Origin of the sequence: Haloarcula sebkhae (assembly GCF_014647415.1) — an archaeon.
Lineage (GTDB): Archaea > Halobacteriota > Halobacteria > Halobacteriales > Haloarculaceae > Haloarcula > Haloarcula sebkhae.
Map to the genome: position 1 here is coordinate 446,225 of NZ_BMPD01000002.1, position 19,160 is coordinate 465,384.

23 protein-coding genes and 1 tRNA gene are annotated in these 19,160 nt (G+C 62.1%); 9 read left to right on the top strand and 15 right to left on the bottom strand.

What is annotated here, in order from left to right:
* The first annotated feature begins 336 nt into the window (after window positions 1-336).
* The 9 genes from IEY38_RS08280 to IEY38_RS08320 all read left to right on the top strand — a co-directional run bounded on the left by IEY38_RS08280 (window position 337) and on the right by IEY38_RS08320 (window position 6,081).
* Window positions 337-1,224 (top strand): DUF5794 domain-containing protein, encoded by an 888-nt coding sequence (locus IEY38_RS08280; RefSeq protein ID WP_005534605.1) that lies wholly within the window; start codon window positions 337-339, stop codon window positions 1,222-1,224.
* 41 nt (window positions 1,225-1,265) lie between these two features.
* Entirely contained in the window at window positions 1,266-1,493 is a 228-nt protein-coding gene (locus tag IEY38_RS08285; RefSeq protein ID WP_050037997.1) for a DUF5795 family protein, read from the top strand.
* Window positions 1,494-1,547: 54 nt separating this feature from the next.
* Window positions 1,548-1,728, top strand: a tRNA-Trp gene (locus IEY38_RS08290).
* A gap of 196 nt (window positions 1,729-1,924) precedes the next feature.
* Window positions 1,925-2,257, top strand: coding sequence for a hypothetical protein (locus IEY38_RS08295; protein WP_188976905.1), 333 nt, complete (start codon window positions 1,925-1,927; stop codon window positions 2,255-2,257).
* 413 nt (window positions 2,258-2,670) lie between these two features.
* A complete protein-coding gene (locus IEY38_RS08300) occupies window positions 2,671-3,183 on the top strand; it encodes a hypothetical protein (RefSeq protein ID WP_188976906.1) in 513 nt (170 codons plus the stop codon).
* Entirely contained in the window at window positions 3,183-3,713 is a 531-nt protein-coding gene (locus IEY38_RS08305) for a hypothetical protein (protein WP_188976907.1), read from the top strand. Before IEY38_RS08300 ends, IEY38_RS08305 begins: the two co-directional genes overlap by 1 nt.
* Complete coding sequence (locus IEY38_RS08310) at window positions 3,710-5,344, top strand: winged helix-turn-helix domain-containing protein (RefSeq protein ID WP_188976908.1); 1,635 nt, start codon at window positions 3,710-3,712, stop codon at window positions 5,342-5,344. The genes IEY38_RS08305 and IEY38_RS08310 overlap by 4 nt, the downstream gene beginning before the upstream one ends.
* A 336-nt stretch (window positions 5,345-5,680) precedes the next feature.
* Window positions 5,681-5,905: a hypothetical protein gene (locus tag IEY38_RS08315; protein WP_188976909.1), complete on the top strand. Its 225-nt coding sequence runs from the start codon at window positions 5,681-5,683 to the stop codon at window positions 5,903-5,905.
* Between the two features lie 38 nt (window positions 5,906-5,943).
* Window positions 5,944-6,081: a hypothetical protein gene (locus IEY38_RS08320; protein ID WP_188976911.1), complete on the top strand. Its 138-nt coding sequence runs from the start codon at window positions 5,944-5,946 to the stop codon at window positions 6,079-6,081.
* Here the strand turns inward: IEY38_RS08320 and IEY38_RS08325 are convergent.
* From IEY38_RS08325 to IEY38_RS08395, 15 genes are all read right to left on the bottom strand, one after another.
* A complete protein-coding gene (locus IEY38_RS08325) occupies window positions 6,078-6,641 on the bottom strand; it encodes a hypothetical protein (protein ID WP_229775249.1) in 564 nt (187 codons plus the stop codon). The two genes, IEY38_RS08320 and IEY38_RS08325, sit on opposite strands and share 4 nt — an antisense overlap.
* Before the next feature lie 2 nt (window positions 6,642-6,643).
* A complete protein-coding gene (locus IEY38_RS08330; RefSeq protein ID WP_188976913.1) occupies window positions 6,644-6,862 on the bottom strand; it encodes a hypothetical protein in 219 nt (72 codons plus the stop codon).
* Window positions 6,859-7,185, bottom strand: a complete 327-nt coding sequence (locus IEY38_RS08335; protein ID WP_188976914.1) for a transcriptional regulator — start codon at window positions 7,183-7,185, stop codon at window positions 6,859-6,861. The genes IEY38_RS08330 and IEY38_RS08335 overlap by 4 nt, the downstream gene beginning before the upstream one ends.
* Entirely contained in the window at window positions 7,182-7,490 is a 309-nt protein-coding gene (locus IEY38_RS08340; RefSeq protein WP_188976916.1) for a hypothetical protein, read from the bottom strand. The genes IEY38_RS08335 and IEY38_RS08340 overlap by 4 nt, the downstream gene beginning before the upstream one ends.
* The gene (locus IEY38_RS08345; RefSeq protein WP_188976918.1) at window positions 7,490-7,804 is read right to left on the bottom strand and encodes a hypothetical protein; all 315 of its coding nucleotides are present in this window, start codon (window positions 7,802-7,804) and stop codon (window positions 7,490-7,492) included. Before IEY38_RS08345 ends, IEY38_RS08340 begins: the two co-directional genes overlap by 1 nt.
* The gene (locus IEY38_RS08350) at window positions 7,804-11,823 is read right to left on the bottom strand and encodes an autotransporter outer membrane beta-barrel domain-containing protein (protein ID WP_188976929.1); all 4,020 of its coding nucleotides are present in this window, start codon (window positions 11,821-11,823) and stop codon (window positions 7,804-7,806) included. Before IEY38_RS08350 ends, IEY38_RS08345 begins: the two co-directional genes overlap by 1 nt.
* Window positions 11,813-12,025, bottom strand: a complete 213-nt coding sequence (locus tag IEY38_RS08355) for a hypothetical protein (RefSeq protein WP_188976931.1) — start codon at window positions 12,023-12,025, stop codon at window positions 11,813-11,815. Before IEY38_RS08355 ends, IEY38_RS08350 begins: the two co-directional genes overlap by 11 nt.
* The gene (locus IEY38_RS08360) at window positions 12,018-13,565 is read right to left on the bottom strand and encodes a hypothetical protein (protein WP_188976933.1); all 1,548 of its coding nucleotides are present in this window, start codon (window positions 13,563-13,565) and stop codon (window positions 12,018-12,020) included. Before IEY38_RS08360 ends, IEY38_RS08355 begins: the two co-directional genes overlap by 8 nt.
* Window positions 13,566-13,567: 2 nt before the next feature.
* The gene (locus tag IEY38_RS08365) at window positions 13,568-15,517 is read right to left on the bottom strand and encodes an AAA family ATPase (protein ID WP_188976935.1); all 1,950 of its coding nucleotides are present in this window, start codon (window positions 15,515-15,517) and stop codon (window positions 13,568-13,570) included.
* A complete protein-coding gene (locus IEY38_RS08370) occupies window positions 15,510-15,839 on the bottom strand; it encodes a hypothetical protein (RefSeq protein WP_188976937.1) in 330 nt (109 codons plus the stop codon). Before IEY38_RS08370 ends, IEY38_RS08365 begins: the two co-directional genes overlap by 8 nt.
* Window positions 15,839-16,639, bottom strand: a complete 801-nt coding sequence (locus tag IEY38_RS08375; RefSeq protein ID WP_188976939.1) for a hypothetical protein — start codon at window positions 16,637-16,639, stop codon at window positions 15,839-15,841. Before IEY38_RS08375 ends, IEY38_RS08370 begins: the two co-directional genes overlap by 1 nt.
* A complete protein-coding gene (locus tag IEY38_RS08380) occupies window positions 16,632-17,882 on the bottom strand; it encodes a hypothetical protein (protein ID WP_229775250.1) in 1,251 nt (416 codons plus the stop codon). The genes IEY38_RS08375 and IEY38_RS08380 overlap by 8 nt, the downstream gene beginning before the upstream one ends.
* A 72-nt stretch (window positions 17,883-17,954) precedes the next feature.
* Window positions 17,955-18,239, bottom strand: a complete 285-nt coding sequence (locus IEY38_RS08385; RefSeq protein WP_188976941.1) for a hypothetical protein — start codon at window positions 18,237-18,239, stop codon at window positions 17,955-17,957.
* Window positions 18,239-18,727 carry a hypothetical protein gene (locus IEY38_RS08390; RefSeq protein ID WP_188976943.1) on the bottom strand — a complete coding sequence of 163 codons (489 nt, stop codon included), beginning with the start codon at window positions 18,725-18,727 and terminating at the stop codon, window positions 18,239-18,241. The genes IEY38_RS08385 and IEY38_RS08390 overlap by 1 nt, the downstream gene beginning before the upstream one ends.
* Window positions 18,699-19,142 carry a hypothetical protein gene (locus tag IEY38_RS08395; protein ID WP_188976945.1) on the bottom strand — a complete coding sequence of 148 codons (444 nt, stop codon included), beginning with the start codon at window positions 19,140-19,142 and terminating at the stop codon, window positions 18,699-18,701. The genes IEY38_RS08390 and IEY38_RS08395 overlap by 29 nt, the downstream gene beginning before the upstream one ends.
* Window positions 19,143-19,160 lie beyond the last annotated feature (18 nt).

Consider the following 19,160-nt stretch of genomic DNA (forward strand, 5'->3'; position numbering starts at 1 on the left):
GGCAGCCCCTTCCAGAAATCCACCATCGATCTCTCATTTGTCACGCCCTGGTCCCGAAGGTGAGACATTCGTCCACAAACAGCGGGGCATTCCGGAAAAGCGGTGGCGTATGTGCGCAGTTCTCACGCAACGGTTATGTGCGAATGAAGGATAATTATGAACATGCGACTCACCGAACCCGCACGGAACGGTACTGCCCGTCAGATGACGTCCACAGCGTCGGGCAACACAACGTTCGCGTGGTTCGGTAACAAGTTCTGGCAGGCCTGTCGTGTGCGTCAGGACCGAGTGAGAACTTCCCGACGGGAGTTGGGTTACGCTCGACCGTAACACGACATGAGTATCTCTAGACACCCGATTGCACTCGACATTGAGCAGCAGGTCGGCCGCGGTGGTCGGCTGCTGGCGACCGTAATGGGCCTCCCCCTTGTCGACGGCATCTTCCCGGTGCTCGTCCTCGCAGGGGCACTCTCGACCTGGATGGGCGTCCTCGAAGTGGGTTTGCTCGTCTTCGGCGGGTCGGCCACTGTCGCCGTCGTGTTAGCCGAACTCGAAGGCGGTCCCCGACAGCAGGCGCGCGCGGTACTCATCATTGGGGCCGTCCTGATGCCGATCGCGCTCGTCGAAGCGGCCCTTGCCCCGACGATCGCGGGGATCGTCAAACTGGGGACTCTCGAACGCTTCGCTGGCCTCGTCATCCTCGCGATCGCCGCACAGACTGCAAGCGCCCGAATCGGCGAGTACCTGCCGCGGCCGGCCGTCATCGTCGGACTCGGCCTACTGGCGAGCCTCGACCCCGCCGGCGCAAAGCTGGTCACCGCTATCGAACCCGGTGTCCTGCTCCGCGCGGCCGCCACCACCGGCGTCGGTATCGGCTTCGCCCTCGCCGTCGCTTTGGCGAGTCCATGGCTCCGCAATGCCGTCGACATCGACCGCTTCCGCTTCGGGAGTGCTGTCGCGCTCGGTGTCCTCGCCCTCTCTGTCCTCGGCGTGATGCCGACCGACGCGCCGGTGGCGCTGGCCGTGCTGGCCGTCACGGCACTGCTGTCGTTCGATCCGGAGAACGCCCGGACGCGTCACACGGAATACCGACCCGACGCCGTTGACCTCACCGCCGCCTTCGCCGACGGCGGCGCGTCCCAGGGCGTCGCCGCCGACGAGCAGACCGACGAAGGGGCCGCTGTCGAGTACGAGCCTGACCAAGAGCGCGCCCCGTGGCTGTGACGAGGGAGAACTTTTAGGCCTCTCAGGCTCGGCTGTCCGGTATGAGCGACAATCGCGTGGTCCAGGGTCGGATGCAGACCCCCGAGAGCCTGGCCGAACTCATCGAAGGCGAAGACGTCATGGATGCAGAGCCGATCGAAGACGCCGATGACGACTGCCCTGAGTGTGGCGAAAACGTCATCTCTGTGGGATACATGCCCTCTGCGCTGGAATTTGTCACTGGATACAAGTGCCAAGAATGCGACTGGTCGGACACTGACCGCGACTGAGCGCCGTCTGCCAATCGAAATCCCTTTAATGCGAGTCGGCTTACGCCGGAGTGCGGGGTCGTGGCCTAGTCCGGGAAGGCGGCTGACTCCAGAGGCCACGCGCCTGGGACGACACTTCGAGGGCTGATATACTGAGCGGCCGGCTGATCACCGGTTCGCGACGATGACCCTCTGGAGTTCCGAGGCGCAGGACGGAGATATCAGCCGATCGGGGGTTCAAATCCCTCCGACCCCACTCCGTATAAAAGTAAAGCGGTATATTTCACCGCTTTCGCTCCACCACTCCAGAGCGGTCAGTACGAGGTGGTCCGCGTGAGCCTCGACCGTCGCTCTACCGAGGGGCTCCCCCTCATCTGCGAGTTCTGTGGCCAAGTCATAGAAGGGGACGACCAGCGCTGCCCAGCAACCGACGACGGCCGGAGGTGTCGCCCATGACGCCCCAAGTCACGCTGGAGACGCCATGCTTGGCCGACGGGCGCTGGCAGCCGCTCCCAGCCGACTCCGCGCGCGTGGACAATCTCGGCTTTTGTAACCAGTGCTTCCCTGACGACTGGGAAACGGTCTCCGAGAAAGACGTCGAGACCCTCCTGTTCACAGCAAAAAACGGGTCGAAGCTCCACCGAAGTATCGATACCGGCGACGACGCCGACACCAGCGAGTTTGGGAATCACGACTATCCCGAGGAGACGCTCGCCGCCAAACTCGCCGGCGACGCGTCGCTTGACCACGAGTTCGAGTGGGACACGCAGGGAGGTGACGCGTAGATGGTCTCCCACGATGATGTGTGCGACTCCTGCGATGCAGTCGGGCGGACCTGCCGGATGCGGTGGCCTGACGGCGAAACCAGAGAGATGTGTGGCCCCTGTGAGCGGCAGTGGCAGCTCATTTGGAGGCACTTCTGTGAGTTCCAGCCACGGCAGGCCAATCGCGTCCGGGCACAGGCGAACCGCCGTGGTCGCGCTCGCCCGGACGATGGCGAGCCGATGACTGACGGGGGGAAATCTCTGGACAGTGTTGAACGAGAAAAAAGTTCAGTGGGTGCCTCTGTTTGCGACGGGTATTATCGAAATCGCACGAGAGTGTCACACGCTCTTCGGACTGCATTTAAACATTTTCCAGAAGCCTATTTGAATTTGCTGGCGCCGTTATCAGTGCTGATTACTCGGGGGTGTGACAAGTGAGCACCGACGCGTTCGCCCAGCCGAAGGCTATCGGGACGGACGTTGAGACGTTGGTTGTCGATGCTATTGGCACGCTTGACGCGGCCGCCGACGAAGACGATCACTTCGATGCCGTCACAACTGGCCTATTCGAACCCTCGACGGTATCGGCCGGTGTGCCCGTTCGGTGGGCGACGCCGCTCGTCGAATCGGGGTCGCGATTGGAGATCAAGGCGTGCGTCCGCAAGCGCTCAAAAGGTTCAGCGACGGTGCACAGCTCCTGGTGTTTCAAGGGCAAAGATGGCGGCCAGCACGGCTGGCTTGTCGAGCAGGCCGAGACGTACCTTCTGGCGGTCTACGAGTCCGACGCCGCGAAGGAACTGGCCGCTATCGCTGTCGTGCCGGCGAGCATCATCGACGAGCACCTACGCGGTCGGTGGTACGACGTGGATCGTCGCGAAGAAACGTGCGCCCAGCTCCGCTGGTCGATCATCCTCAATCCCTCAATTGTCGGGGGTGACGGTGTGTAATGCCGTCGACGACGCAGGCAGGAGATCGACGCGAGCGGCTGCGCTGTCCAAGGCTCGAAGAGGATATCGGCGAGGACCCTGCCCGGTGGCTGGACCAGGACCTGCTGTCGCATCCGGATCGTCGCAAGTTGGTGTTCTCGCTCATCGACGGCATCGACAGCATCGAGCGGGTTCGTGCTTGGCGAAGCATCGAGCGGAAACTCGCAAACAACCGGTTTGCCGAGAAAGCGCGGAACCCGCTCGAAAAGCCGCGGGCAAAGATCATGCAGCGTCTGGATCAGCGCGAGGAATGGCTCGAACTCCACGGCGAGCGGCCAGACCGACTCCCCTGTGGGCCACGTCGCCCGTGTGAGTGCTGTGACGGTGAGGACGAAGTCACGCCCGCGGACCTACGGGAACGTGACAAGGCAGCCGCCCAGCGTCTCGTCGACACCCACCAGTCAGGTGGCGTCGATACCAACGAGACGAGTCCGCGAACGAAGACGTCCACGCTCGGTGCCTTCGCGACCGATGGGGGTGAGGACCAGTGAGCCAGGTCGCCCCTCACATCCACGAAGCCGACGCGTGGCTGTACTATGGCCCAGTCGAGTCAGGAAACAGCGACGCTTCGGACTATGATGGGCTCGACCCGTACTGGGCGCTCGCGGACTTGCTTATCAACGAATGCGACGGTTATACCGAGGTTTCCGAGATCGTCATCGACGGCGAAGTATGCGATCTCCGACTGAACTACTCGACCTCAGGCATCGCCCCCCGCCCGAGAGATCCGGTCGACAGCGACACGCTCTACGAGTTCGACATCCACGTCGACGGCGAGGGTGAGCGCAAGTGCAACTTCAACGTCTCGCCACGCTTCCCGGGGATGCGAAAGCCGGATGGTGAAAAACTGACGTTCCCCTTTCACCACAGCGCGGCCGATGAGGGTGTGAGCGTCCACGCCCAGCCGTCCAACATCGACCTCGACGAACTCCCGGGCCTGCTGGCGCGGGCAATCTTTGAGCTGGCCGACGACGCTGGTGTCGGTCTCTACCACGGCTACTTCGACGCCCCATTCGATGGCCACCTTACCGCGGTCGAGCGGTATCTTCGGCTCACGCGCTCGATGAACGAGAAGCTCATCGGGACCGGCAGTGTCTTCGACCGGCTGACGATGCTTCTGTCGGACGCGGACGGAACCGTTGGCGAGTACAAGTGGGACAACGAGGAGGAACGGGGCCACCATCACGCACTCAGACACGGGTCTGTGAGTGCGCAGGAACTGGTCCCTCAGCACCGTCTCGGTGGACAAATCAAGAGCTACCTGCCGGAGAACCCGGAGAACTTCAGCCCGGACGATCCGCTGTATCACCCGAAGCTCGGTGTGAAGTTCACTGCGGGTCGGACGGCAACGGGATCGGTGGCGTGGGCCGACCGGCACGACGTGATTCGAGAACTCGACGAGCGGCTGCTGTCGCTGCTTTCATGGGCTGGCGTACCAGTCGACGCTGGCGGGACGACTTTCGTCGCTGACGACCACTTCGAAGCCGCCCCTGCGGAGTCGTCGGTTCCGATCCACGGGGACCCGCTACCGCGCCTGGAGGCCCAGCAGGAGCACCTCCTGATGACCGTTCTTCGGGATATGGCTCCATCTGACAGGCAGTTGACCGAGACGCTTGCGACTGACGGAGGGATGCACGCCCAGGAGTTGGCTGACGCGACCGACACATCGGTGTCGACGGTCTACCGGATGCTCCAGCGCTTGGAAGGCGTCATCACGAGCGACAACGGCCACGTCCGGTTCGTCTCGGAGAAGCTTCGCCAAGAGGTACGCGGGCTCGTTGAGTCCGTCGAACATGCGATCGATTCGGCAGCCGATCGGGCAGCCCATCTTGTCGACATAGACGTCCGGCAGTCGGCGTCGAGCGCGTTCGATCGGTGGCTCGCGAAGTATGGGGCCGAGTTCGACGCGCCCGAGTACGAGGGGCAGCGCCCCGTCGTCCGTATCGATACGGTGCTTTCGGAGTATAAATCGACGAACCAACCGCTCGTCGGCGAGGTAATCGGCGAGATGGTGCGCGCCTGGAAGAAGGACGGTCGTGACCCAGCGACCGTGCTGGACGCGATCGTCGCGGTCAGCATCGACGGCACGCAGTACGAGCGCCCGGTTCGGACCCTCCGATAACGCCCGACAGCTGAGAGGCATCACTGTTCTGCGACCTGTTCTTTTATAAGTAACATAGCGCCCGCCCCCTACCCCACCGTTTCGGGTCAAGTTATTCTGTTATCATCTCAGTCTATTCCCCGGATCGTCGCCGGTCGCGGTCCCATCCGGCGGGCAAACCCCCTTAGGAGGTGTGGCTAAGGCCACGCCCCTGCGGGGCGCAAAAATACACCCCCGCCCCGCTCCGCATCCGGTTGTGGAGAATATATATTCTATCGGCTGATTTAGCGGTTCTCGGAATCTCTTTTGCGATATAGCACCGAACCTTTACATTCTTGTGGTGAAGATATCTTCTACATGGCGAAGTGGACATCGCGAGACCAGATATGGAACACCGCGCTTAAGAAGACCGACGAGATTCGCCCCGAAGCATTTGCCCAAGCAATCGGCGTCAGTGAGAGGACAGCTAGAGACTGTCTTGAGACGATGCACGATTCGGGAGTGTTAGCGAAGGAAGGCGGGAAGGGGAGAGAACCAGCTGTCTACCGCTCGCTCGTCGAACATCCTGTAACCGACGACTGACCCGAACAAATATGATTGGAGCCTACCTAATATTAGACATGAACGCAACAATGGACGGGATAGTTATTGGGATGATGCTCGTCTTACTCTCGTTTGCGTATTATCTCTACACAGTCTACCGGGACGGATACGACCCACTGGCACTCATTAAGACCGGTGAACTGATTGAACGTTAGTTGTCGTCTGGTTCCTGCATCTCGTCTGGCTCTTTCAGTTTCTTTGCCGGGATGATTACGATTACCCCAAGAATCAGTAGACCGGTAATTGGAAACCCACTCAAGTACGTAGATATCGACACGTTTTGTGGGCCGGAACTGACTACAACAGCCAGCGTTGGTACAGAGGCCGCGACGATTATTGCCCGTAGCGCATCATCCAGTGTCAGCCACTCAAACAGCCCAATATATCCAGACACCCGCTCGGATTTGATACCAATCACGAGGATCAGGAAGCCGGCAATCGGCGTCCCGTACACTCGCAGTAACTCGAAATTCTGGGTTTCAACCGCGTACAGTACTGACACCGCCGTTCCGATGGCGAGAACACCGATTCCATTAACGCGTGAAAGGTAGTTCCAGATGTTTCGCTTGGTTAGGGCCTGTATCACTGCCATCAGCAATACTAATCCGACTGCTGTAATCGCTGCAATGGTCGCCAGCCCCGCCCCCAGACCAGTCAACTCCGCAGTTTGCTGTGCAATCGCCGAAAACAATGTTGTCAGTGCTTGTAACATCATAATCACTCACCTTCCGCAGCTGCTCTCCGCTCGACACTCGAATCGGTCTCATCGCCCCAGTAGGCCGCCAACTGCCCGACGGCGACACTCGACAGCGCGAGCCCCAGCCACAGCAGCAGCTGATGACCGGAGCCAACGAGCACCAGCCCGACGACCAGGGCGACGAGCTTCCGTGGGTGGCCGCGAGCCTCTTCGACCCACGAACCTTCGGGTACGATCACCCTTCGACACCCCCCAGCGACTTCTCAAGACAGTCCCGCATCCCGGCCAGCACCTCGCGGCCGTCCTCAGTCAGCGAGAACGTTTCGCGGCGCTTGTTCGGTCCCGACGCTTCGACCAGTCCCTTCGCTTCCAGTTCCGAGAGTGTGCGCCGGACATGGCGCTCACTTGCGTCAATGCCCTCCTGAACGGTCTGTGTGATGAGTCCGCGCCAGCCGTCGCCGTCGTGTGCTGCGACCCGATGCAGGCAGGTCTGAGCCGCTGGTGAAAGTCTCTCGAAGGCCGCCCACTCGGGATCGTCCTCGACGCCATCGATGTCCGTCATCCAAGCACCTCCGTTGTGACCCAGTCGAGTGCATCCTCTCCGGCCACGTCCCACGCAGTGCCGGCCCCAGCGACGATATCACCGATCATCTGTCCTACGTCGACGCTAATCCAGCCCGTCGCCATGCCCAGCACGAGCGCGCCCACGATGAGCGCCAGGAACGTCGCAGCCGTCCCGACCGCCGCGACTACGCCACCGATGAGACTCTGGATACGGCGGAACTTGTAGCCGCCATACAGGACAGCGACCACCAGCGCGACCTCTTTTCCGAACTCCGCGACGAGCGCGCTGAACCAGTCGAACATCAGTCGTCACCTCCGCTGCGATATTCCCGAACGAACACGCCGTCGACCGGCGTGGGGCACAGCTCCCACGCGACCCGCTCACCAGTTTCAGGAGCGCGGCCGGGACGCATCACAACGACCGGAGCCCATTCAGCCATTGGCCGCGTCGAGCGCCACGGTAGCCACTGGTCCAGCCGACTTGGTGCGTCGTCGTTCAACACGACGACTGTGTCCTCACCTGCCAGTCGCTCCAAGTCCTCGCCGGTCTCGAATCCCGGGTAGCTGTTCCGGTCTGCGTTGTCTAAGACCTGCTTGACCACGCCGTCGACGAACATCAGTCGTCACCACCACCGCGGTTCGCAATGATATTCACCTGCGGCCGGTCGTCGTTCGGCGAGTTGTTCGCACGGTACTCTCGCACGAGCTGGATGACCGCGTAGCCAGCGATGACCAGTACGATCACGAACGCATCCGAATTGACCAGCGCCGTCAGCAGGTCGCCCTCACCGAGCGCCTGCAGCGCAATGACACCACTGACGCCGACAATCGCAATCCACCGCGCCGTCGTGAATGCCTCGGCCCGCCGGAGTGCGACCAGCGACCCGATGGCGATACCAGCAACGGCCAGCATCGCCCCGAGTTCCGGCCCGATTTCGATGTACCCCGACTGAATGGCTGCCACCAGTGCCGCCGCGCCGACGGCGCTGGTCAGCAGCGTGTTCTCACCCAGTTTAACGATGGCGTCACCGAGCGCTTCGACACCGCTCGCGACACCGTCCTCGACGAGCCCGCCAACGCGCGGGAGTTGCCCGGCAGCCGACCCAGCCCTGGTCGCCACCGAGTCGATCACCTCGCGGGAGCGCTCGGGCCGTCGGCCAATGATGAACAGCATCGCAATCGAGCCGAACAGTGCGACCAGTCCGAAGAGGTTGCCCTGTTCGGCCGCCCCGAAGATCGTCGACGCGCCGCCGGGGTTCGCCGTCGGTGCCGATGCGGTTTTCACCCGGACTACTGAGTCGATGTTATCTTTCGGCACCGTCATCGGCTCGCGACCTTGCACGCGGTCGAAGCGCTGGCTCGTGTCGACCTCATAGATGCCGTACCACGAGCCTTCAGTCGCGCCCAGATACTCGACAGAGAAGGACTCGCCCGACCGCTGGCCCGGGTCGACGGTGAACGCCGGGCTGGTGGCGTTGGTCGCTTGCTCGGGCACGCTCGCCCGAATGGTGCCGTTGACCGGCGACAGTTGGATAGGCGCGGCACGGATGCCGACCTCACTGCCAGCGACGGCTTCGGGGAAGTGAACTTGCTGGGGGTGGCGCGTCGACAGTTCCGCATAGTCACCTTCCGCCGAGTAGCTCTCGTTGACGCCGTAATGCAGTTGCTGGTCCTGCGAGGTATTCCCGACGCTGATGTAGGAGTCAGTCGACCAGCTGTCGAGTCGGACACGCGAGTCCAAATCGGTCCCAACCGGCGTGGCTTGCATGACCGTGACCGCGCCGTTATGCACGTCGATCTTCGAGCCGACCGAGCGCACTTCGACAGTAGTTCCCTCGGGGACGGTCCCGCCGGTCAGTTGTGCGATATCGATCTGCAGTTCCGTACCCTGCATGGACCGGGCCGACGCGGGAATCTGCGTCCAGTCACCGGACTGACCGAGCCGCACCTCAAGCGTTCGCAGGGAGATGATATTCTCGGCGTGGGGAATGGTCAGCGTGGCACTTTCGCGGCTTGAGAGGTACGTGCGAGTGATATTGTAGCGCTCGCTGAACGCCTGGTCTTGGAAGGTGACCGCCCGCTGGCTGGTCATCTCGTGGTGGTAATCGATTTCGACAGTGGGCGCGGGAGCGTCGGTGCCGGTGTCGCCATCGCCAGCGACGACAGTGACGTTGTTCTGGCCCGACTGCAGCCAGCTGCTATTGGCGGTCAGCGTGCGCGTGCTGTCCTGCGTGAGCGTACCCGACATCCGAATGGGCTGGCCGTTGATGATGACGCCAGCGTCCTCGGTGACGGTGCGTTCGGTGTAGCCGATATCCACGTCGACAGCGCCCGACTGGGTTCCGACCAGCGCTTCCGAGACCGAGCTATCGAACTCGTCAATCTGGACGGTCTGGGACTCGCCTTCGGCGAGCTGTCCGAGGTATTCGGCTTCGGCCGTGCCATCGCTATCGATGTCCAGCGTCGGGTCCTGCGTGACCGTGGTGACAGTCGACCCTGCCTCAACGCCGACCTCGTGGCCGGTCGACACCTGTGCGGTCTGACTGCCCGGTGAGATATCCGTTACCGAGCGCGTGACCGTCTCGCCCTCTAACAGAACGCCATCGTAGGACGCATCAGCTGTACCGTCGTCGTTGATATCGAGCGAGGGGTTCTTTGTCGCCGTCCGCTCGGTATAGTCGATATCGGCGTCGACCTGGCCGCCGTCGGTCATGACCGTCGCCGTGTGCGAGCCCGTCGGGATAGTCGATGCGCTGACGGTAACCGATTCAGAGTCGAGGACTGTGCCGCTGTAGCTGGCGTCTGCGTTCCCGTCGCCGTCGAGGTCTATGGAAGGGTTCTCAGTCGCTATTTGTTTATTGTAGGAGAGTTCAGCATCGAATTTCCCGGCCGGGGCATCGATAGATATCTGGGAGGCATCTGCAGACAGGGGCATTTCCACGGTCTGAGTCTGTCCGTCAGACAGTGACCCCAGAGAGACGCTTGCGCCATCGTTAGCGGATGCCGAGACAGTCCCCGGCAGTCCTGTTAGCTCAATTCCAGAGAAAGTATAAACGACATTGTCATACATGTACTCATCGTTTATTGCGTAGTCAATGCCTACATCCGAATTTCCTGATATGTCGTCATAACCGTTGGATTTTGTCAATTGTGACAGACTATTTCCACTGTCGTAGATAATCGTGTAGTCGCTGCCACTTTGGATCGGTTGATTGGGAGTGAGCGTAATAACATCTCCAGGGTCAACACTCGACGGAGTGGCCGTGGCTATCTCTGATCCGCTAGGACCTTCGAGAGTGATTTTATTGGGAGTTGCCCCCTGCTCATGGTCCGGTCCAATGGTGACTTTGACCTGTTTCGCAGGTCGTTTAGCTGTGAAACGAACACCACTCTCATACGGAATATTGCTGTCCTTGGCCTCTAGCTTGCTATCAGCCACAACGAACGGGTTTGGGTTGTCGTCGGCTGTGACTGTTAGCGTGGGCTTGTTATTGCCTGACGGCCCTGTCGGGTCGTAGACCGTCCCAACGTTGACCGACATCGACCCGCCGGCTGGCACCGTGGCCGAGTCTGTCTGACTGACCGACGACCGTTGCCCGCTAAAGGTCGCTGCGACGTTGTTCGCGGGGATATTGCCATCGACAACGAAGGATATCGTTGACCCGTCGGACAGGCCATTCTGCGACAGACTCTCGGTGTTCGTTGTCGATTTGCCGATAAATGTCGCCGAGACGTTCGTTGCCGGCTGGTTCCCGCCGACGCTGTAATCCACGGTCCCGCCATCCGAGAGCGTCGTCGCGAACAGGCTCGCGTCGGTCGTGGTCTGAGTGACGCCGGTAAAGGTCACCTCGGGATTGCGCGGTGCAAGGTTATCGCCAGCCACCGACAGCGGAATCGACTCGCCGTCGGTCGCTCCAATGACCTGTTTCGTGTCGCGTTCCGTGTTGACCTGTCCGGTGAGCGTGATTTCTGGGTCCGTGGCACTGTCGAGGTCTCGAATCTCATACAGATGCGTGGTGCCGGTCGTCGCGGGCTGGCCGTCGATCTGCAGCGTGCCACCGAACGTGACCGTGTTCGTCGAGAAGCCGCTGACCCAGAACTGGGCTTCGCCATCGCGAACGTGAATCTCTTCCTGGTAGACCGCGCCGGACTCGTGAACGACGCTGGCGACGGCTGGCACCGAGCCGTGCTGTTGTTTGAGCCACTCAGTCGAGACGCCGACCCAGCGGCCGTCGTGGGTCCGGTCGTCGGTGAGATTCAGCGCTGGCTCACCGTCGACGGTCGTCGTCGAGGCCCGGAGTGTCTGTGCTCCAGCCGACGCCGACAGCGATGGCTCGGTCTCGTCGCTCTCGATGTGCGTGTCGGGCACTGTCGACAGCGGCACGTCCGGGTCGCGTGGCGCGGTACTCAGTTCATCGATAGGATTGCTGGCTGGTGGCGCTGGCGTCGACGCTGACTCAGCCTGCGAACCGTCGTCGGTCGGTGTCGAGTACACGGTCCCACTGTTCGCGTCCTCGGGAGCATTCGACTGTGGCGCGAACAGCATTGGCGCGGCGACGGACACGACGACGACGGCCAGCGCCATCCCAACAATCGAGAGTTGTTCACTCGATAGTGGCAGGTCGTCACTGTCCATCAGCGACACCTCCAACAGGGTTCAGGGGGGTCCCCCCTTCCGTTCCTGTTCCAGATACGCGCGCGTACCGTACGGACATTTTTGTCCGCTCGCGGTGATCGGTGCCGCTCGCCCCGCCAGCCGGCCCGCCGGAGCCGGCCGTCGTGAACTTAAAAGGGCGTTCGATATCGTCTATCAGCAGTGGCGTTGCTGGGTCAGTCATCGGCCACGACCTCCGCTGTCGCGCCGGGCCCAGTGCGTCTCGGGATGCGCGCCGCCACGATCTCCGTGCTACTGTCGGGATTGAACATGATATCATAGTGGTTCTGGGTCGTTTGAATCGGCTGTTCGGGGAACTCGCCATCAGGATACGGGCTCGACAGCGCTTCGAGTACCTCTGGCTGGTCGCCAGCGATATCGATGATACCGTCGCCCGGCGCGAGGACACGCAGCTCGTGAACAGCGCCGTTGGCAGCGCGGTACTCTTCAAGAAGTGTCGGCTGGCCGGCGTCGTCGGTCGCGACCTGGAGGTCCTCGACGATCATGCCGCCATCATCGCTAGTCGACACGTCAACCGACGACGGAATGCCAAGCCGCAGCTGGAACTCTGGCGTGTCGTGGGGATAGCCCAGATCGGAAAACTGGAACTCGGAGAACCGACTGCCAGTGTAGCACAGTCCGAAGCCTTTCGGTCGCTTCGACAGCAGGTCTTGATCCTGTTCGATATCGCGGAAGGGCTTCGGTGCCTCGGTCTTGGTCGTTCTATTCCCGCGGTCGTGATTCGATAGTTCGACCCAGAAATCGAACTCTTTGAGCCAGTGGTTGTGGACGTCTTCTTCGTGATGGCCGTAGCCGACCAGCGAGAGGCCAGCCGACCGCATTTCCTTCGCGATGTTGGCCATAATCTGGATGCACTGGTGCGTCCAGTGGCCCGACTCGCCGCCCGGCGCTGATTCGGGCGCGAGCATTCCGAACTCGTCAATGTGGGCGGTCATCCAGTTCCGCTCGCCATCGCTGTCGACACGCAAGCCGTCAAAGGTCCGGGCCGCGAGGAACCCAAACCACCAGTGGGATGCTGGCGTCGGGTTCGGCTCGTTCTTGGGGATGAGCGTCGGCTGTTCGACCGTCGCATCCGCCGTCGACAGTGCGTCCTCGCACTTGCGAAAGTACGGGTCTGGGAACACGACGTTGTACGTGCCTTTCGGATGTGCCTGCAGCCGCTCGACAAGTTCGAGGACATCCGAGTAGTAGCGCACGTCCCGACACAGTTCCTCGGGATCGGGATCGTCGCGGTCGACGGCTTCCATCCAGCGGCCATCAACGTCGACGCCGCTGGGCAGCCACAATGTTGTCCAGTCGGCCATCCGCCGCCAGTCCGAGCTTTTCTGTCGCCCATTGCGGACAATGCGCTCGTCGTTGTGTTCCATCTGGTACGTGGCAAACTGGTCGGCAGCGGTCGACTTTCCCGAGCCCTTCGGGGCTTCGACCATTGTCAGCGACGCCCCCGGCGAGTTCACCGTCGACGGGCCGTCCGCCGAACTCTCGATATGCACGAGAAAATCAGGGTAGACGCCCGACAGTGCCGCCCCCTCGCGCGGATAGAACGCTTCCGGGTCGAACTCCGGGATACCGAATCGCGTCCGAATCTCTTCGGCGTCCTCGTTCCACATCGGATTTGGGTCTCTTCCGTGGAGAATCTGTGCGCCCTGTTTCGTCTGTTCGGAAAATCCGTCCTGTTCCGATTTTGGTTTTCTCTGTGACATCGTTAGCTCACTCCAGTCAAATCAGCCGGCTCACGGCGTTGCACGTCCCCGCCGCCGAGGCCGGCGTTGTGAACAATCGGGATATCGAGGTCGGCTAGCGACCGGCTGACCATTTCCTTCGCGACCTCGACATCGGCCATCGTAATCTCTTCACGCAGGTTCGCTCGGGCGCTCGCCTGTGCGACACGCCGCGCGGCCCCGAGCTTGCGAGCGGTCACCGGCACGGGCGGCCCGTGGTACTGCCCGTCCGCGTTCGCGAGCGCATCGCGATAGCGCTCGGGTAGCGCCATCTTTTGCTCTTCAAACCACGCCGCCAGCGCCTCGATGACGTTGTCGTTTGCGGGCGTCGGATGCAACTGTCGAGCCCGCAGCAGGACCGCTCGGTACTGGTCCATCGAGAGTATCGGGTCGATGGCTTCGGCGTCAGGCTCGCTGAGCGCCTGCCCAGTCGCGTCTTTGAGCGAAGCTGACCATGTCCGTATCATCGACTCAGCCAACTCGCGGACGTGTTCACGGTCCTGTTTCGACCGCATCTGCATGATGAGGTCAAACCGCGACAGCAGCGGGCTGTTGATACCCAGCGCCTCGACCAGCGACACGTCACCCGAAAAGTGTCCACCGAGCGGGTTGCACACGCCTAACAGTCCGCACTCCGCTGGCAGTGTCATTGACTGCCCGCCCAGCGACAGCGGCAATATCTGGTCGGCCAGCGCCGAGTGCATTTTCTCGATGGCGTCGTCGCCGGCTTTGTCCAGTTCGTCGACGACGGCGATCCCCTCGTGGGCGCGAACCAGCACGCCCGGTTCTATCGAAAACCCGCCATCCGAGAAATCGTCTTTCACGGCCGCTGCGGTCAGTCCCGGCCCAGACACACGCTCGCCGCTCGCGAACGCGGATCTAGGAGCGACGGCGGCCGCCCACTTCGCCAGCACCGACTTCCCAGTGCCCGGGTCGCCCGGCAGCAGGACGTGAACGTCGCCGCGATAGTGCGAGCCGTCGGGTCCGTCGAACGTCGACGCGCTTACCAGCTGCAGAACGAGCCCACGAACGACCTGCCGGTCCCGTGGGTGCGACCCAGAAACGAACTTTGGCGCTGCGGCGGCCATCAGTACATCAGCCGTCGACGGGTTTTCGATATCAACGTCGAAGGACGCTGGCCGCTCGCGAAGGCGCTCGAAGAGGGCGCGCTGGTCCGCTGTGAACTCCGTGTCTTGATAGGTCTGCCCGGCTGCCTGAACCGAGTTCACGACGACCTGTGGCTCAGGGTGTGGCCCGCCACCGCGAAACTGCAGTTCACCGACCAGAACCACGTCCTGACAGTTCGCGATGGCCCCGTGTCCCGCGAGGTCACCCTGCAGATGCGCGATGATATCGGATGTGTCCCCGCCCAGTGCCGCACTGCTGGGGTTTTCCAGCAAGAGCTTTTGATAGTCCTCGTAGCGGGACTGGTCGGGATTGACCCGGAACGGCCCTTTCGTCTCGCACCCGACGCACTCGAAGGGTTCGATGAACTGCCCGGGCTCGAAGGGAATCCGGGTGAGCGTCCCGCAGCGCTGGCACTCGAAGGCGGCTTCGACCAGTCGCGGCTGGACCTGCGTTCGCTTCGCGATCTGGCCTTCGAGCGCCAGCAGTTGCCCGCGCCGGTCGCTTGGACTGAACTCGCCGGGCGCTGTGGTGTGCGATTCGGGCAGGTTCTCGAAGCGCGGCGTCGCTTGCCCCAGCGACACGTCGACGGGCAGCGGCGTGTCTCGAATCCCTGCCTCGACGTAGTCGAGCATCGAATCGGGCGCATCGAGGATATCTTCGGCCAGCGTCGGGTCCCACCGAGCGAGGTCCGTCCAGTCCAGCGTTAGCGACGTGTCGTCGGGGTAGCGCTGAGCCAGCAGCGCCACCTTATCGCTGACCTGCCAGCGGAGGTACTGAGCGACCCGGTCGGACAGTTCGTCACTCATCGCTGTCCTCCGTGTCCGGCGTGATCGACTCGCGCCACCTGCCGATCCGGTCGGCGAGGTCCTCGACGAGCGCTCGCTCCTGGTCAGTGACGCCGTCCCAGTTGACTACCATCCCCGACGCCCGGAACGACGCCAGCTTCAGGAGCTTGCCCGCCCGTTCGTCGGCCAACTCTGTCGTCAATTGCACCGCGTCGTCGGTGTCAACCTCGCCAGCGTCGACGGCGTCTTGTGCGCGGTCGAACACTGTCGGTTCGGCCAGCTGCACGAGCGACGCCGCGTCCTGTTCGCGAGCCCTGGCCGCTCGAATCTCTTCGATATCCATTATCCGGGCGGCACCTCCTTGGCACGGCCAGCAACGTCAGCCAACTCGTTGCTGTTGGTCACAAGTTCCGACAGCGTGGCATTCATCGCCGGGAAAATCTCGCCGGCCAGCAGCCACTCAAGCCGGACTGACGGCCCCTTGGTCAGCGAGTGCCACCACTCGCCGTGGCGGTCCAGCACGTCCTCGATGAACCCGCTGCGGACGTGGCCCTCGGTCATGTGAATGATATCCTCAGCCCACGCCATCACCTCAGATTCGACCCGGGGCGGGTCCCGCAGCGTCCAGCGGAGAATTCCATGTTGTTCGACGGCGCGCTGATGCAATCGCGGCCGCCCAGCGACGAACTGAATCCGTTCGGCGTCTTTGACGCCCTCTTCATCGCTGAACTCTGCAACGCGCTCACGCAGCATTTCAGTGGCACTCTGGAAGGCTGGCAGCAACACCTTCCGAATGAGCCCCCGACGGAACGCATCGGCCGTCGCGTCATCTTGCGGTGCTTGCTCGCAGATTGACACCCTGTCGGTTGCATCTGCCATGAGGCAAGCGACCTCCCAGCGGTCTTTCACGAGGTCCTCGTGCCATCTCTCGGGCGTTTGCCCGCCAGAGACCACATCGACGGCATGGCACCATTCCAGCACTTCCGTCCGGGTCTGGAAGCCATCGCGAAGGTTCTGTTGTAGGTGCCGCTGCTGGGCGCGAAGCGAGTCCAGCCCCGCCGCGAACGACCGATCAACCGAGTCGTCGTCGCTCGCGAGCCACTTGAGCGCGTGGTGGCCGTCGGCCGCCATCGGGTCAGTCATCCGCGTCAACCCCCTGCTGTGGTGAGGATGGCGAGAGGTTTGTCGACGGACTGTTGTTCCCGCCGTGTTCGTCGTCGAGCGCTTTCTGAATCTCCGTGCGAACGCGGTCGACGATCTGCTGGCCTTTCTCGTGTTCGGACCATTCGAGGTCCGTTACTGCCTGCAGGACATCATCGAAGGTCTTGCGCTGTTCGTACTCGTGGCGCTCGGTCTGGACTTGTGCTTGCACGTCGTTCCAGTGGGATGGTCCCCAGTCGACTTCGAGCGACCCGTTGCGAGCCTCATAGCCCTCGATGAGTGCCGGTAGCGTCGCCAGCCCGAGCCCGATCACTGTCGAGCCCAGCGCCGCAACTGTCGCGAGATAGATTGCTGCCCCACCGCCCAGCGCTATCGCGATGAATCGCCAATTCCGACGCGCAAACCAGTTCGATACCGTCGCCGAGATTGCTCCCGGCAGCGCCGTAATGCCGTCCGCATCCGGCGGGTCTCGAAGGTCCGCTTCGGGCACGTCTTTCGTCAGCGACGGACTGAATTTCAGTCGCGCCGGCTTGTGCTTGAGAACCTTCTCGGACTCTGGGTCAACCTCGAAGAGCTGGTCGAGGTCACCGTCGCCACTGTCGTAGCTCTTCCAGTCCTCGGTCGGGATTGTGGCCGGGTCTGCCCAGTAGCGCGCCAGCATCGGCCGAAGGCCGGATACCGGGGCATAGAGATGCTCACCGTGTCGATACACCTTCTTTATTTTGTTCGCAACTCGTCGCGTCCCGACCGTTTCCTCACCGCTGGGCGAGATTGCGCCTTGCCGGAGTTTCCGCTGGAAAAACCCGGCTTTTGTGAGGTCGCTGTCCCGGATGGACAGCATCACCGGCAGCGCCAGCAAGCCGATGAATATCCCGACCGCAATGGGCGCATTCGCGAGGATGATTGAGGTCTGCCACGTCCCAACCAGCGCCGAAAGGAACACGACCAGCGTCTCTTTGCCTGTCAGCCCGAGGAACACCGTGCCACCGCCGGCCAGCGCCCCGGCCCCGATGAACGACGCCGCCGCACTCCAAAGGAACCCGCCGACGTACACGCCACCGAAGAACCCACCCGTCAGGCCCGTCGCCAGCCGTGCTGGGCGGCCCTTGAACCACTTGATCGGATAGGTCGTCTTTGCCAGCACCGATGTGTACTCGCCAATGACGTAGGCAATCATCCCGACGATGGCCCAGCCGGTGAGCGTCGCCGTCGTCACTTCGGGCATTGGTCGACCTCCACGCTGTCCGCCGTTCTTGTTCGATACGTCCGCTTGAAGTGTTCGTTCTGAATCATGAGTTTAGCCGTCCGTTCGGTTGTCAATCTGTTCGCGTGCTTTCAGCAGCAGTTTCAGCAGGAGCAACGTCGCCAGCCCAGCGACGATCTTCGAGGCTGTCGACTGCGTGATCGGCAGGACCGGCGCGGAGCTGACCAGCAGCGTCGCCCCGTAGAACAACTGCCCGAGGTTCGCCCAGCTCCAGTGAAACAGCACTGCAATCACGTCGAACTGGAACGCCCCGAACAGTGTCGTCGCTGTTGCCGTCGCCGCGCTTGCTGGGTGGGTGAGGAACTCTTTGAGCGACATTAGTTGATGAAGGCACCTCCGCCGGGAATGAAGTCCAGCACAATCTCGACAGCCGTTCGCAGCCCGGTCGCGTACACGACCACAACGAGAGCGAACACAATCGCCGCCCCCAGCAGTCCTACCGGTCCCGTCCAGTTGAAAAACTCAATCACCAGCTGGACGCCCGGCGAGATGACGCCGTCGAGAATCGGCTTGCCGATTGCCGACCCAGCGTCGATGAGCTTGTTCGTGATGACCACCGGCACATCCGCGAGCCCGAACACGCCGTCGGTCGACGACCGCGACTGTCCGAAGAACACGAAATTGATTGCCCAGATGGCTCGGGACACCACGCCTTCGACGCCGTTCAACAGCGGCGTCAGAATGAGCCCGAGGATGAACCCGAGCGGAGAGGCTGCGAAGGCTTGCAGTTCTGGCGGGAGCAGTTCCAGCAGTTCCGTCCGTGGGTTAGGTGCCACGTCAGTCACCTCCTGCGAGTCGCTGGGCACCTTCTCGAAGCCCGCGAACGGCGACAAACAGCGTCAGTAGTGTAAACCCCAGCGCTACGAGGTAGCCCCAGAGTCCGAACTGTTCGACGCTGCCGGCCCAAAGGTCCTGTTGGTACCACTTCAGAATTGGGACGAACAACTCGCCCAGCACGCCCGATCCCGTAGGCGTCTCGCCGGGGCTCACGTCCCCGACGAACGAGGTCGCGCCCTTAATGAGCCGCTCGGGAATCCCGAAGAGTTCGTCGATAAATCTACGAATACCAACATAAAGCGTCGCAACCACAGACAGCAGAATCGACGTTCCGACGCGGTCCCATTCGACCGGGTTCGACGTTTTGACGATCCGATAATCCTCGAATTCGCTGTTCTTGTCCCCGTTCTTTATCCAGGCCGTCAGCCCCGAGTCATCAGCCATCGGGGTTGCCCTCCGAAG

What these genes read in the sequence shown, in the direction of transcription:
- IEY38_RS08385 (WP_188976941.1), bottom strand. Translation starts at nt 18,239, where the DNA reads ATGTCGCTCAAAGAGTTCCTCACCCACCCAGCAAGCGCGGCGACGGCA.
- IEY38_RS08285 (WP_050037997.1), top strand. Translation starts at nt 1,266, where the DNA reads ATGAGCGACAATCGCGTGGTCCAGGGTCGGATGCAGACCCCCGAGAGC.
- IEY38_RS08325 (WP_229775249.1), bottom strand. Translation starts at nt 6,641, where the DNA reads ATGATGTTACAAGCACTGACAACATTGTTTTCGGCGATTGCACAGCAA.
- IEY38_RS08280 (WP_005534605.1), top strand. Translation starts at nt 337, where the DNA reads ATGAGTATCTCTAGACACCCGATTGCACTCGACATTGAGCAGCAGGTC.
- IEY38_RS08375 (WP_188976939.1), bottom strand. Translation starts at nt 16,639, where the DNA reads ATGACTGACCCGATGGCGGCCGACGGCCACCACGCGCTCAAGTGGCTC.
- IEY38_RS08395 (WP_188976945.1), bottom strand. Translation starts at nt 19,142, where the DNA reads ATGGCTGATGACTCGGGGCTGACGGCCTGGATAAAGAACGGGGACAAG.
- IEY38_RS08340 (WP_188976916.1), bottom strand. Translation starts at nt 7,490, where the DNA reads ATGTTCGACTGGTTCAGCGCGCTCGTCGCGGAGTTCGGAAAAGAGGTC.
- IEY38_RS08295 (WP_188976905.1), top strand. Translation starts at nt 1,925, where the DNA reads ATGACGCCCCAAGTCACGCTGGAGACGCCATGCTTGGCCGACGGGCGC.
- IEY38_RS08355 (WP_188976931.1), bottom strand. Translation starts at nt 12,025, where the DNA reads ATGACTGACCCAGCAACGCCACTGCTGATAGACGATATCGAACGCCCT.
- IEY38_RS08370 (WP_188976937.1), bottom strand. Translation starts at nt 15,839, where the DNA reads ATGGATATCGAAGAGATTCGAGCGGCCAGGGCTCGCGAACAGGACGCG.
- IEY38_RS08345 (WP_188976918.1), bottom strand. Translation starts at nt 7,804, where the DNA reads ATGTTCGTCGACGGCGTGGTCAAGCAGGTCTTAGACAACGCAGACCGG.
- IEY38_RS08335 (WP_188976914.1), bottom strand. Translation starts at nt 7,185, where the DNA reads ATGACGGACATCGATGGCGTCGAGGACGATCCCGAGTGGGCGGCCTTC.
- IEY38_RS08305 (WP_188976907.1), top strand. Translation starts at nt 3,183, where the DNA reads ATGCCGTCGACGACGCAGGCAGGAGATCGACGCGAGCGGCTGCGCTGT.
- IEY38_RS08320 (WP_188976911.1), top strand. Translation starts at nt 5,944, where the DNA reads ATGAACGCAACAATGGACGGGATAGTTATTGGGATGATGCTCGTCTTA.
- IEY38_RS08350 (WP_188976929.1), bottom strand. Translation starts at nt 11,823, where the DNA reads ATGGACAGTGACGACCTGCCACTATCGAGTGAACAACTCTCGATTGTT.
- IEY38_RS08315 (WP_188976909.1), top strand. Translation starts at nt 5,681, where the DNA reads ATGGCGAAGTGGACATCGCGAGACCAGATATGGAACACCGCGCTTAAG.
- IEY38_RS08360 (WP_188976933.1), bottom strand. Translation starts at nt 13,565, where the DNA reads ATGTCACAGAGAAAACCAAAATCGGAACAGGACGGATTTTCCGAACAG.
- IEY38_RS08365 (WP_188976935.1), bottom strand. Translation starts at nt 15,517, where the DNA reads ATGAGTGACGAACTGTCCGACCGGGTCGCTCAGTACCTCCGCTGGCAG.
- IEY38_RS08380 (WP_229775250.1), bottom strand. Translation starts at nt 17,882, where the DNA reads ATGCCCGAAGTGACGACGGCGACGCTCACCGGCTGGGCCATCGTCGGG.